Genomic DNA, 12,801 nt, shown 5'->3' on the forward strand with positions numbered 1-12,801 from the left:
GGATGGGGAACGGTCAGCACGACGCCAGGACCGGACCCGCGAAACCGCGATCAGAAGCTGTGCACGTGTGGGCACAAGGAAGGGGCACAGGTGGATCTCTCGATCACCCGAGCCGACCATGGCGAGCAGACCGTGGTCCACCTCGGCGGCGAGATCGACGTCTACACCGCGCCGCTCGTGCGCGAGAAGCTCGACGAACAGATCCAGAGCGGCCGCACCAAGCTCGTCGTCGACCTCACGGACGTGACCTTCCTCGACTCGACGGGGCTCGGGGTGCTCGTCGGCCGCCTCAAGCTGACCCGCACGCGAGGCGGGTCGATGCTCCTCGTCGGCACCGACGACCGCGTCCTCAAGGTCTTCTCCATCACGGGCCTCGACAAGGTCTTCGAGATCCACCCGACCCTTGAGGCGGCGCTCGCCTCGAGCGCGGCCGGGGCGGGCACGCCGGGCGAGCAGTCCTGAACGACACCCCTGTCGTCGACGGGTCCCTCGTCGCGCTGCTGCGTGCGGACCTCACGGCGGCCGGTTTCACCGTCGACGGCGTCGCCGAGCGTCTCGGCTCGGTGGCGTCCGATGCGCTGCACCGTGAGCAGCCGCTGCCGGCACTCCTCGCGACGGAGTCCTCGGTCACGTCCGTGGACGACGCGTGCGGCGTCCTCGTGCGCCTCTTCACCCTCGGCCGACCCGTGCGAGCGTCGGCCCTGGGCGCCGCCCTGCCCTCGCTCGGGGTGGACGGGGCCGTGCGCCTCGGACTCGTGCGCCTCGAGGGCGGGCGCGCCGGCTTCGCCGCCGATCGGTGGGCGCCTCCCGAGCGCGACGTCGTCGCGACGTGCGACCTGCGTCCCTACGGCGACGACGCCCACGACTGGTGGGTCGCCTCCGACCTCTCCGAGCTGGTCGTGGGTGGGCCGCTGCGTCCCGACCACGTGCTCGGGATCGGGGGTGCCTCGACCACCCTCGCGTCGTGGACCGTCCGACGTCCCGCCGACCGCGCGCTCGACCTCGGCACGGGCTGCGGCGTGCAGGCCCTGCACCTGACCGGCCACGTCGGAGCGATCGTCGCCACCGACATCTCGGAGCGGGCCCTGGCGTATGCCGGCTTCAACCTCGCGCTCGCTGCCTCCGAAGGCGCCGGGGCCGTCCCCGACGTCCGGCTGCTCTTGGGCGACCTGCTCGATCCCGTTGCGGGGCAACAGTTCTCGCTCGTCGTGAGCAACCCGCCCTTCGTCATCACACCCCGCGACGAGGGTGTGCCGCTCTACGAGTACCGCGACGGCGGTCGAGCCGGTGACACCCTCGTCCGCTCCCTCGTGCGCCAGGTCGGCTCAGTGCTCGAGCCTGGCGGCGTTGCGCAGTTCCTCGGCAACTGGGAGGTCACGGCCGGGCGCACGTGGCGCGACGTCTGGGGCGACTGGCTCGACGAGCAGGCCAGGGACGGGGTCGCCCTCGACGCCTGGGTCATCCAGCGAGAGTCGCAGGACCCCGCCGAGTACGCCGAGCTGTGGGCCCGCGACGGCGGTGCCCAGCCGGGCAGCGAGGCCCACTCCATGATGTATGCCGCGTGGCTGCGCGACTTCGCCTCGCGCGGTGTCGAGCAGGTCGGCTTCGGGGTCGTCACCCTTCAGCGGCCGGCGACCGACCGTGCGACCTGGCGCTCCCTCGACGAGGCCCACGGTCCGGTCGCGGCGCCGATGGGACCGGCCGTCGACGCGGGGCTTCGGGCCCGCACGTGGCTCGCCGAGCACTCCGACGACGGCGTCCTCGACGTCGCGTGGTCGTGCGCCCCCGATGTGACGGAGGAGCGGCACGGGGTCCCGGGCGCCGAGGATCCGAGCGTCATCCTCGTCCGGCAGGGCGGCGGGCTGGGACGCGTCGTCCGCGCCGGGACGCTGCTGGCGGCATACCTCGGCGTGGCCGACGGCGACCTGACGGCCCGGGCGGCTCTCGATGCCATCGCGACGGTGCTCGGCCTCGACGCCGCCGAGGTGCATGCGGAGGTGCTCCCGCAGGTGCGCGACCTCGTGGCAGACGGCCTGCTCGTCTGACGTGCGCAGGCCGACCCCGGGGGCTGGTCTCGCCAAACCACTTGTGAGTGAGCGCTCACTCATTCATGATGGTCTGCGTGTCGACACGTGTGGAGGGCCAGCGCCCCGGTCAGCGGGCGGCCCCGATGAACCCCGACGACCGCCGGGACGCCCTCATCGAGGTCTTCGTCCGGCTCGCCCACCGTGAGGGGCGCAAGCCGACGACGAGCGAGATCGCCCAGGAAGCCGGCGTCGCGGAGGGCACGATCTTCCGGGTCTTCCCGACCAAGGAGGTCCTCGAGAAGGAGGCCGTGCAGGCGGCGTTCTGCCCGGCCCCCGTCCGGCGTCGCATCACGGCCATCGACCCCGAGGCGTCGCTGCGCGACCGGCTCGTCGACTTCACCCGCATCATGCAGCTGCGCTTCACCGAGGTCTTCGGCCTCATGGGTGCCCTGGGCCTGAGCCAGCCGCCCAACCGCGGACCGCACCAGGCCTGCTACGACGCGGGGCGGCACCTTCGCGGCCACGCCGACGAGGAGGAGCACGAGGCCGCCCACCAGCCGCTGCTCGAGGCGATCAACCAGCTGCTCATCCACGACGAGGACCACCTCGTCGTCCCCGGCAGCGACCTCATCCACCGCATCCGGCTGCTCACCTTCTCGGGCAGCCACCCGGGCATCGCCGACGGGCAGGTGCTGACGCCCGAGGAGATCGTCGACACCGTCCTCTTCGGACTCGTACGTCGGCATAGCCCCACCGGGAGCGGCCTGTCCATCGCCGAGCTCCACGCGCAGCTCGGCGGCGACCCGCGGTTGCTCGCCGCCGACGAGGGGTCGCGGCCGTGACAAACCAGTTGACCCTCACCCCACGTGAGTCCCTAGCGTTCCCCAGCGACACCACCCCACCCGTCGCGCACCGAAAGGCACCGACATGCTGATCCGACTGCTCCGCAGTCACCTGCGTCCCTACTCGGGCCAGATCGTGCTCATCTGCCTGGCCCAGCTCGTCAGCACCATGGCCTCGCTCTACCTGCCGAGCCTCAACGGCGAGATCATCGACCAGGGCGTCGCCAAGGGCGACACGGCCTTCATCATCAGCCACGGCGGCATCATGCTCGCGGTCAGCCTCGTGCAGATCGCCGCCTCCGTCGCCGCCACCTTCCTCGCGGCCCGCGTCGCGATGGGGATGGGCCGCGACATCCGCGGCAACGTCTTCGGCACGGTCGTCGACTTCTCGGCGCAGGAGGTGACGCGCTTCGGGGCCCCGACCCTCATCTCGCGCAGCACCAACGACGTGACCCAGGTCCAGATGGTCGTCTTCATGGGCTTCGCCCTGCTCGTCACGACGCCGATCATGATGGTCGGCGGCATCATCATGGCCCTGCGCGAGGACGTCGGGCTGTCCTGGCTCGTCGCCGTCGCGGTGCCCCTGCTCGGCCTCGTCGTCGGCCTCGTCATCTCGCGGATGGTGCCGTGGTTCGGACGGATGCAGACCTCGCTCGACGGCGTCAACCGCGTCATGCGCGAGCAGATCACCGGCATCCGCGTCGTGCGCGCCTTCGTCCGCGAGGAGCACGAGGAGGCCCGCTTCGCCGAGGCCAACGGCCTGCTGACCAACGCCGGGCTCCAGGTCGGCCGCCTCATGGCGCTCGTCTTCCCGATCGTCATGGTCATCTTCAACCTCTCGACCGTGGCCGTCATGTGGTTCGGTGGACACCGCATCGCGTCCGGCGACATGCAGATCGGCGAGCTGACGGCCTTCCTGTCCTACCTCGTCCAGATCCTCATGGCCGTCATGATGGCGACCTTCATGGCCACGATGATCCCGCGTGCCGCCGTCTCGTCCGGCCGCATCCAGGAGGTCCTCGACACCGACTCGTCCGTCGTCGAGTCCGTGCAGCCCCTGAGGATGGCGCCATCCGCCGCGGGCCTCGAGCTCGTCGGTGTCGACTTCCACTACCCGGGGGCCGAGGCGGCCGTCCTCCACGACGTCAGCTTCCGGGCGGACCCGGGGCGGACGACGGCCATCATCGGCTCCACGGGTGCCGGCAAGACGACGCTCCTCGGCCTGATCCCGCGCCTCTTCGACGCGTCCGCAGGCCGCGTTCGGGTCGGCGGCGTCGACGTGCGCGACCTCGAGCTCGACGACCTGTGGAGCAAGATCGGTCTCGTCCCGCAGAAGCCCTACCTCTTCAGCGGCACCGTCGCGACCAACCTGCGCTACGGCAACCCCGAGGCCACCGACGACGAGCTGTGGGACGCCCTGCGCATCGCGCAGGGCCAGGACTTCGTCGAGGCGATGGGCGGCCTCGACTCGGCCATCGCGCAGGGCGGCACCAACGTCTCCGGCGGCCAGCGCCAGCGTCTCGCCATCGCCCGGGCCATCGTCAAGCGCCCCGACATCTACCTCTTCGACGACTCGTTCTCGGCCCTCGACCTGTCGACCGATGCGCGCCTGCGCCGGGCCCTGCGGCCGGCCACCTTGGGCAGCACCGTCGTCATCGTGGCCCAGCGCGTCTCGACCATCGTCGACGCAGACCACATCATCGTGCTGGAGGACGGCCGCGTCGTCGGCCAGGGCACGCACGACCAGCTCCTCGACTCCTGCGTCACCTACCAGGAGATCGTCGAGTCCCAGCGCAGCGCGGAGGAGGCGGCCTGATGGCCGAGGGAGTCAAGACGGCCGAGGAGAAGGCCGCAGAAGTCCGCCGCGGACCCGCACGCCGGGGCGGCCCGCCCCACATGCAGATGGGCCAGCCGGGCGAGAAGTCGCTCAACTTCGGCCCGTCGGCCAAGCGCCTGCTCGGTCGGCTGCGGCCGCACCGCGTCAAGGTCGTCGTCGTCCTCGTGCTGGCCGTCTCGAGCGTCGCGCTCAGCTCGATCGGGCCGAAGATCCTCGGGCGCGCGACCGACCTCATCTTCGCCGGTGCCATCGGCAGCACCATCCAGGCGCCGCCCGGCACCACCAAGGAGCAGGTCGTCGACAGCCTGCGTGCGCAGGGACAGGCGACGTATGCCGACCTGCTGAGCAACGTCGACTTCACCCCGGGCGTGGGCATCGACTTCGACGCCCTCGCTCGCGTGCTGCTGGTCGTCGTCGCGCTCTTCGTCGCCGCGTCGCTGCTCATGTGGATCCAGGGATGGATCCTCCAGGGCGTCCTCCAGCGCACGATGTACGACCTGCGCCAGGAGGTCGAGGCCAAGCTCAACCGGCTGCCCCTCCCGTACTTCGACAACCAGCCCCGCGGTGAGCTGCTGAGCCGCGTCACCAACGACATCGACAACGTCGGCCAGTCCCTGCAGCAGACGATGTCGCAGCTGCTCACGTCGCTGCTCACGGTCGTCGCCGTGCTGGGCATCATGTTCTGGATCTCCTGGGAGCTCGCGCTCATCGCGCTCGTCTCCATCCCGATCTCGATCGTCGTGACCGGCCTCATCGCCAAGCGCTCGCAGAAGCTCTTCATCCAGCAGTGGCGCTACACGGGTGAGCTCAACGGCATCGTCGAGGAGACCTTCACCGGGCACGGGCTCGTCAAGGTCTACGGCCGCCAGAAGGAGACCCAGGCGAACTTCAAGCAGAAGAACGACGAGCTCTTCGAGGCAGCCTTCGGCGCCCAGTTCATCAGCGGCATCATCATGCCGGTCATGATGTTCGTCGGGAACCTCAACTACGTCGCGATCGCCGTCGTGGGCGGCCTCCGCGTCGCGTCCGGCACGATGAGTCTCGGTGACGTCCAGGCCTTCATCCAGTACTCCCGGCAGTTCACGCAGCCGCTGACGCAGGTCGCGTCGATGGCCAACGTGCTCCAGTCCGGCGTGGCCTCGGCCGAGCGCGTCTTCGAGGTGCTCGACGCCGACGAGCAGGAGCCCGACGCCGCCACACCGTCCCGCATCGACGACCCGCACGGAGCCGTCGCCTTCGAGTCGGTCGCCTTCTCCTACACGTCCGAGAAGCCGCTCATCGAGGACCTCGACCTCTCGGTGCAACCCGGTCAGACGGTCGCCATCGTCGGCCCGACCGGCGCCGGCAAGACGACGCTCGTCAACCTCATCATGCGGTTCTACGAGCTCGACGGCGGACGCATCACCCTCGACGGCGTCGACATCCGCGACCTGACCCGCCACGACCTGCGCGCGCGGATCGGCATGGTGCTGCAGGACACGTGGCTCTTCGGCGGCACGATCCGCGACAACATCGCGTACGGCCGTCCCGGTGCCACCGACGAGGAGGTCATCGCGGCCGCCAAGGCGACCTACGTCGACCGCTTCGTGCACTCCTTGCCCGACGGCTACGACACCGTGCTCGACGACGAGGCGTCCAACATCTCGGCCGGGGAGAAGCAGCTCGTCACGATCGCGCGCGCGTTCCTCTCCGACCCGGCGCTGCTCATCCTCGACGAGGCCACGAGCTCGGTCGACACGCGCACCGAGCTGCTCGTCCAGCACGCCATGGCGGCGCTGCGGTCCGACCGGACGAGCTTCGTCATCGCGCACCGTCTGTCGACGATCCGTGACGCCGACCTCATCCTCGTCATGGAGGACGGGCGCATCGTGGAGAAGGGCACGCATGCCGAGCTGCTCGCGACCGGCGGCGCCTACGCGACGTTGTATGCGGCCCAGTTCGCGGGTGCCGCGGCCGACCTCGACGAGACGGCGGGGGTACCCGGCGCTGCGGACGGCATACCGGAGATGGCGACTGTCGGGGCCGGTGCGCCCGGCCCGGCCGGCGGACCCGGCGTCCCGACGCCCGACTCGGCGGTGCCGGCCGAGCCGAAGGGCGACTGAGCCCGGGGCGCCGGACCAAGACGAGCGAACCGCGCGCACGACAGGCCCCGCCGTCCCGATCGGACGGCGGGGCCTCTCGTGCGCCGCTGGGGCCTAGGCCGGGTGGTCCGAGGCTTGTTAGCGGCTGGTTAGGGACGGGATGGATCGTGGCGGCACGCCCTCACGGGCGGGCCGGTCCGATCCAGCGGACCGGCCCGATCACACGCCACCACAAGGAGATCGACGATGAACACCCGAGCTCGAAAGACCACCCTCCGCACCCTCGTCACCACCTTCGCCGTCGCGGCCGCCACCGCCGGCGTCGTCCCGATCGGCGCGGTCTCGTCGGCCGACGCCGCGAGCGCCATGGTCACCCACGCCCGCAACTACATCGGCACCTCGCAGGGCCAGTGCAAGGTCTTCGTCCAGAAGATCTACGCCGAGGTCTACCCCAACACCCTCGGCACGGGGTACTTCCAGGCCTACATCAACGCCGGCTACCACCAGGTCTCCAAGGCCAACGTCGTCCCCGGCGACATCATCCAGGAGACCGACTCCGGCTCGCACACGACCGGCATCCACACGGCCATCGTCTCCGGCGACCCGGCCGGCGCCGACATCCGTGTCATCGACTCGAACTTCGTGGCCCCCAACAAGGTCGGCGAGCACGCCTACAACCCGACGACGCACGCGTCCTCGCACGGCGGCGTCGCGTACTACTGGCACAAGGGCTGACACTCGACGAGCCGGCGCGCGACCGGCGGACCGGTGGTGCCGCGGAGACCGAGCGTCTCCGCGGCACCGCCGTGTTCTCGTCGTGTTCTCGTCGTCCGCGTGTGCCCGGACAGGCAGGAGGCCACGACGCGATGCGTCGTGGCCTCCCGTGTCGTCGGGTCGAGCCGGGTCTCAGAGCCCCGCGACGTACTCGCAGGGACCGTTGGCCGAAGGGGCGCGACGGCACCAGGCGTCGGCCGGGGCGGAGCCGGCGTGGCTGGCCGAGCCGGCCGAGAGACCGAGGATGACCGCGGCAGTGACCGCGGCGGCGATGCGGATGGCATTCTTCATGAGACAGTCCCCTTGGCTCGTCCAGGGCCTGATGGGTGCCCTGCTGATGATCGCCATTCAAGTGGGTCGCGCCAACAAATCCCTAACAACGCGGCGACGAGTTCTCGAACGTGAGTGGCGGGAGGCGCAGGGCCGCGGTGCCGAGCCCGAGCCGGGCCAGGATGGCGTCGGCCTCGCCTTCCGCGTCCTGACCCTCATCGCCGTCCTCCGCGTCGGCAGGCCCCTCCGTCCGGTCGTCCGGCCGCGGGAGGCGCGCCAGGCGTGCCAGGTCGCAGGCGAGCTGCAGCTCGTCGCCGTCCTCACGGCGGCCCTCGACGAGCAGTCGGCCGCGCTTCGTCGCCGACGCCAGGTCACCGGACGCGACGTCGAGGTCGACGGCCAGACGGAGGCAGTCGAGGTCCTCCCCGGCGGGGGCGCGGGCGTCGAGCTGGGGACGGGCCGCTCCCAGCTGCTCGCGGGCGCGGTCGAGGTCGCCCCGGAGCAGGTGCGCGCGGGCGAGCGCGAGCCGGCAGTGCGCCGCGCCGAGCTCGTCCCGCAGGCCGTCAGCGATCGTCACAGCCTCCGTGAGGAGCACCTCCGCCTCGTCGGTGCGGCCGAGATCGAGCAGCCCTTCGGAGCGCGTCACGAGCCAGATGCAGGTGCGCCGCGCCGACCCGCCGTGGCGCGCGGCCTCGACCGTGGCCGCGAGGAGCGGGTCGCCCTCGGCGGGACGGCCCATGTTGCGCAGCACCACGCCGCGTTGGCCGAGGGCTGAGGCCCGGCCCGGCTCGTCCCCGCGCTGCGCGGCGAGGGTGGCCAACGCGGCATACGCCTCGAGCGCCTCGTCGAAGTGGTTGAGCACCATGGCCGCCCAGCCCGCCTGGGCCATCGCGGCCTGTTCGAGCGCCGGGTCACCGAGGGTCTGAGCCGTGGCGAGGCGACGCGCGGCGACCTCGGGCAGCTCGGCGTAGCGCCGCTCCTGGGCGAGCACCCCGAAGAGCGCTCCGAGCAGCTGCGCGAGCAGCCCCTGGTCGCGCGTCTCGGGATAGTCGTCGAGGGCGAGGCGCAGCACTCGCTCGCGTTCGTCGTCGTAGGCACGGATCGTGAGAAAGGTACGCAGCGCGAGGGCAAGGCGGGCGGCGAGCTCGCGCTCCTCGAGGGCGACCGCGCCGAGCACCGCTGCCGTGAGGTTGATCCGCTCGGCCTCGAACCAGTCGCTCGGTGCCCGGACCGGGGCCGAGGTGAGCGGCGCGTCCGGGGTCGTGGTCGTGCCCGACGTGGTGTCCGGCGTGGACCGCGACGTGGTGCCCGTCGTCGCTCCGTCCGGGCTCGGGTGCCCCGCGCCGTCGGACGTCAGTTCGGCCTCCGCGACGCTCGCGAGCTCGAGCCACGCGCGGTAGAGGCGCAGGGCGAGGGCATCGCGCTCGGCCGCCGCCTCCGAGGCGACCAGTCGCTCGCGGGACAGCTCGACGACGAGGCTGTGCACCCGGAAGCGGGCCTGGCCGGCTGCGTCGCGGCCGCTCGGCTCGACGAGGTGGCGGTCGATGAGCTGGTCGAGCGCGTGGCGAGCCGCCGCCCGCGACTCTCCCTCGCCCATGAGCAGACGTGGCACCCACTCGGGCCACTCTCCCGACGTGACGCCGAGCCGGGCGAACAGGCGCGCGGCCGGGGCGGCGAGGTCGCCGACCGAGGCGCCGATGCTGGCCCGGACGTCGATGTCGCCCACCGAGAGCTCGTCGAGCCGCGCGTGCTCGCCCGACAGCCGGTCACGCAGCTCGCCGAGCTCGAGGTCGGCGTTCGTCGCGAGCTTGGCGCCGGCGACGCAGAGGGCGAGCGGAAGGTGGCCGCAGAGGGCGCTGATCTCCGCGACGACGGCGTCGTTCCCGGTGGGGGGACCGGCCGGACGGTCGGGGCCGGCCAGTGCGACGATGAGGCCGGCGGCATCATGCGGCGCGAGCGGGGGCACCGTGTGCCGGCGGACGCCGACGAGCCCGGCCAGCTTGCTGCGTGACGTGACGATGGCGCCCGATCCGGGTCCGGTGGGCAGCAGGCGCAGGACCTGTGCCTCGCTCACGGCGTCGTCGAGCACGACGAGCAGCCGCTTGCGGTCGATGGTGCTGCGGTACAGCGAGATCCGCTCGTCCGGGTCGGCAGGGATCGCCGACGGGTCGACCCCCAGCGCCCGGAGGAAGCGGGCCGCGATGTCGTGCACGTCGGCGGTGCCCCGAGGCCCGTGCCCGAGCGCGGCGTGGAGCGTTCCGTCGGGGTACGAGCCGCCGAGTGCGTGGCCGGCAGCGAGCGCGAGGGCGGTCTTCCCAACACCACCGACGCCGACGAGCACGACGACGGTCGGTCGCCCGGCACCGGGGAGGGAGGCGGTGCTGCCTGCCGTCTCCGCCGGGGCGCTCTCCGTGCCGAGCGAGGTCCCGAGGCGCTCGGTGATGGTCGACAGCAGCTCGTCCCGGCCGACGAGCGTCCAGGCCAGGGCCGGCAGCTCGCGCGGGACCGGCCGGGTCACCGCGGTCACCGCGCCGGTGCTCCGCGGCGTCGCGAGCGCGTGTCCCTCGAGGATCGCCACGTTGAGGACGGCGAGCTCGGCGCCGGGACCCACCCCGAGCTCGTCGATGAACTGGCGCCGCAGCCGGCGGTACTCCTCGCCGGCCTCGCTCCGCCGACCGGTCGCAGCGAGGGCACGGAGCCGATGGGCGTGCAGGCGCTCGTTCCAGGGGTCGAGGTGCAGCTGGCTCGCCGTGGCCGCCAGCACCTGGTCGTGCTGGCCGGTGGCGGCGAGCGACTCCACGAGCAGGTCGATGGCGGCCACCCGCTCGTCGTGCAGCGACTGCACGAGGGTCGCGACCTCGGTGTCGGGGCTCGCCGGGGCCGCGTCGCTGAGCGGCGTGCCCCGCCAGAGGTCGAGAGCTCCCGTCAGCGTCCGGGCGGCGGCGTCGGGGGCGCCGGCCTCGGCAGCGAAGCGCGCGTCGGCGACGAGTCGCCGGAACGTGACGACGTCGAGGTGGTGCCGGGCCATCCGGAGCTGGTAGCCGAACGGCCGCGTTGTCACGAGATCCCGGTCGTGCGCGGACAACCGGCGCCGGAGCCCGGCGATGAGGTTCTGCAGCTGCTGCTTGGCCGTCGGGGGAGGCTCGGTCCACAGGGCGTCGATGAGCCGCTCCGTGGGCACGAGCCGGTCGGCGCCGAGCAGCATCATCGCGAGGACGAGGCGCTCGCGACCGCTGCCCAGCGGCACCTGTGCCCCGGCGTCGGAGAGCACCTCGACAGGCCCCAGCACCCCAAACTCCACGGGTCATTGATACCGGACGCCGAGCGTGGCAGGGCAAGAGCAGCGGCCGCCGGCGCGTGCGGGTGCGGGCGTGCCAGACGACCCCCGGGGCGCAGAGGGCCCGGAAGGGGAGGTCGGCCGCGGTTAGCCGAATGTTAGGGAGGCGCCGAATCGTGTCCGGGGTCAAGCACTTCCGGCTGCGAGCGGCATACGGCTGCTCACACCCACCGACCGACCGGGTCGGCCGACCCGGTAGCGACAAGGAGACACCCATGAAGCCCCAGCCCACCCGCCGGGCCGTCCTGCGCTCGGCGCTCGCGACGGCCGTGCTCTCGACCGCCGTCCTCACGGCCGGCCCTGCCGTGACGGCGCAGGCCGCCCCCAACGACCCGATCAGCCGCGCCGACGTCATCGCGCGCGCCAAGAACTGGTTCGACCGCAACATCCAGTACAGCCAGTCCGGCACGGCCACGGGTCCCGACGGTGTCTACAGCTGGCGCCGCGACTGCTCCGGCTTCATCTCGATGGCGCTCAAGCTCGGCCCCACCGGCCTCAGCGCGCCCAACACCACCGCCCTCGCCGGCTCCACCTACAGCTCCGGCATCAGCAAGGCGAACCTGAAGCCGGGCGACTACCTCGTCGACGCGGGCAACCACGCGGTCCTCTTCGAGAAGTGGGCCAACACGGCGCACACGCAGTTCTGGCTCTACGAGGAGTCCAACCCGACCACCGACATGGAGCACCGGATCGCCAGCCTGAGCACGTACTCCGGCTACCTGGCCCGACGCGCCGACAACATCCGCGACTGACCCCTCCGGGACGAAGCAGCGCGACAGCCCGACGGCGCCCACCCCGATCCACCCGGGGTGGGCGCCGTCGTCGCGCCGCCCGTCGCCGCGGGGCTTGCGGCGTGGCGGCTACCAGCCCGTTCTCTCCAGCGTCTGGCGGATCGAGTCCCGGATCGACACCATGTCCCAGTTGAAGGGGTCGGTGCGTCCCGACGTGCTCGTCTCCTTGTGCGCGCGGACGAAGGTGTGGTCCCCGCCCAGGGCTCCGACGATCCGGGCGGCAGCCAGCACGGCGGCCGACTTCTGGGCGCTCGTGGCGTACTGGGTGGGTTCGGCGGCCGTCGCGGCATACTCGATCTCGAGGCCCACGTAGAGCGCGCTCGCGTCGCCCGCGGGCACCGGGCCGCTCGCGCGCGCCCGGCCGGCGTGGTCGGCACGACCCGCAGCCACGACCCAGCACTCGGCGTTCCGGTCGACGAGCACGTGGCACCTCGGGCCGGGTGACGCCGCGACCGGGCCCTCGCCGCGCAGGGTGGCCAGTGACGGCGCAGGAGCCTCGGGGGACGCCGCGACCCCCGTGTGGTGGAGCAACACGCCCACCGGGGCGAAGTCGCCGGGTCGCGCGCGCGAGCGCCAGCCGTCCGTCTCGTGGACCGTGAGACCCGCGTCGGTGAGCGCCTCAGCCAGCCAGCTCAGGGCGGCGGACGGCGGCCCGAGCAGGGCCGACGGTCGGTCCGTCTCGGGCGACAGCGGTGCGGCCGGAGCTCCGCCGGCTCGCGGCGCAGTGGGCATGGAGGCCTCCTTCGATCGCGGCCGGACTCTCCGGCGACGATCGAAGCCTCTCGACCGCCAGTAACAAGGCCCTAACCGCGTCTGCCGCGCTGCCGCGCTGCGACCCGTGC

Annotated in this window: 10 protein-coding genes; 7 read left to right on the plus strand and 3 right to left on the minus strand. The window is 72.3% G+C overall.

The features are described from left to right. Nucleotides 1-90: 90 nt before the first annotated feature. The 6 genes from NR112_RS18625 to NR112_RS18650 all read left to right on the plus strand — a co-directional run bounded on the left by NR112_RS18625 (nucleotide 91) and on the right by NR112_RS18650 (nucleotide 7,522). Complete coding sequence (locus tag NR112_RS18625; protein WP_256795784.1) at nucleotides 91-462, plus strand: anti-sigma factor antagonist; 372 nt, start codon at nucleotides 91-93, stop codon at nucleotides 460-462. Beyond that, nucleotides 459-2,045 (plus strand): methyltransferase, encoded by a 1,587-nt coding sequence (locus NR112_RS18630; protein ID WP_306217435.1) that lies wholly within the window; start codon nucleotides 459-461, stop codon nucleotides 2,043-2,045. Before NR112_RS18625 ends, NR112_RS18630 begins: the two co-directional genes overlap by 4 nt. A gap of 77 nt (nucleotides 2,046-2,122) precedes the next feature. Beyond that, a complete protein-coding gene (locus tag NR112_RS18635; protein WP_256795785.1) occupies nucleotides 2,123-2,869 on the plus strand; it encodes a TetR/AcrR family transcriptional regulator in 747 nt (248 codons plus the stop codon). 85 nt (nucleotides 2,870-2,954) lie between these two features. Next, on the plus strand, nucleotides 2,955-4,685 hold the full coding sequence (locus NR112_RS18640; protein ID WP_256795786.1) for an ABC transporter ATP-binding protein: 1,731 nt from the start codon (nucleotides 2,955-2,957) through the stop codon (nucleotides 4,683-4,685). Further along, the gene (locus tag NR112_RS18645; protein WP_306217409.1) at nucleotides 4,685-6,808 is read left to right on the plus strand and encodes an ABC transporter ATP-binding protein; all 2,124 of its coding nucleotides are present in this window, start codon (nucleotides 4,685-4,687) and stop codon (nucleotides 6,806-6,808) included. Before NR112_RS18640 ends, NR112_RS18645 begins: the two co-directional genes overlap by 1 nt. Before the next feature lie 225 nt (nucleotides 6,809-7,033). Next, the gene (locus NR112_RS18650) at nucleotides 7,034-7,522 is read left to right on the plus strand and encodes a CHAP domain-containing protein (protein ID WP_256795787.1); all 489 of its coding nucleotides are present in this window, start codon (nucleotides 7,034-7,036) and stop codon (nucleotides 7,520-7,522) included. Nucleotides 7,523-7,693: 171 nt separating this feature from the next. Here the strand turns inward: NR112_RS18650 and NR112_RS18655 are convergent, their stop codons facing one another. Both NR112_RS18655 and NR112_RS18660 read right to left on the minus strand, forming a co-directional pair. Then, complete coding sequence (locus NR112_RS18655) at nucleotides 7,694-7,852, minus strand: hypothetical protein (RefSeq protein WP_256795788.1); 159 nt, start codon at nucleotides 7,850-7,852, stop codon at nucleotides 7,694-7,696. Between the two features lie 82 nt (nucleotides 7,853-7,934). After that, entirely contained in the window at nucleotides 7,935-11,120 is a 3,186-nt protein-coding gene (locus NR112_RS18660; protein WP_256795789.1) for a BTAD domain-containing putative transcriptional regulator, read from the minus strand. 263 nt (nucleotides 11,121-11,383) lie between these two features. Here NR112_RS18660 and NR112_RS18665 point away from each other — a divergent pair, with 263 nt between their 5' ends. Next, complete coding sequence (locus NR112_RS18665; RefSeq protein WP_256795790.1) at nucleotides 11,384-11,920, plus strand: hypothetical protein; 537 nt, start codon at nucleotides 11,384-11,386, stop codon at nucleotides 11,918-11,920. A gap of 108 nt (nucleotides 11,921-12,028) precedes the next feature. On the opposite strand, the gene NR112_RS18670 is transcribed toward NR112_RS18665, so the two are convergent. Then, nucleotides 12,029-12,691, minus strand: a complete 663-nt coding sequence (locus tag NR112_RS18670) for an N-acetylmuramoyl-L-alanine amidase (RefSeq protein WP_256795791.1) — start codon at nucleotides 12,689-12,691, stop codon at nucleotides 12,029-12,031. Nucleotides 12,692-12,801: the final 110 nt, after the last annotated feature.

It is taken from the genome of Terrabacter sp. Ter38 (assembly GCF_024519435.1).
Taxonomy (GTDB): domain Bacteria; phylum Actinomycetota; class Actinomycetes; order Actinomycetales; family Dermatophilaceae; genus Terrabacter.

Coding starts and splice junctions, on each gene's coding strand:
- NR112_RS18640 (WP_256795786.1), top strand. CDS start 2,955: ATGCTGATCCGACTGCTCCGCAGTCACCTGCGTCCCTACTCGGGCCAG.
- NR112_RS18645 (WP_306217409.1), top strand. CDS start 4,685: ATGGCCGAGGGAGTCAAGACGGCCGAGGAGAAGGCCGCAGAAGTCCGC.
- NR112_RS18650 (WP_256795787.1), top strand. CDS start 7,034: ATGAACACCCGAGCTCGAAAGACCACCCTCCGCACCCTCGTCACCACC.
- NR112_RS18655 (WP_256795788.1), bottom strand. CDS start 7,852: ATGAAGAATGCCATCCGCATCGCCGCCGCGGTCACTGCCGCGGTCATC.
- NR112_RS18665 (WP_256795790.1), top strand. CDS start 11,384: ATGAAGCCCCAGCCCACCCGCCGGGCCGTCCTGCGCTCGGCGCTCGCG.
- NR112_RS18670 (WP_256795791.1), bottom strand. CDS start 12,691: ATGCCCACTGCGCCGCGAGCCGGCGGAGCTCCGGCCGCACCGCTGTCG.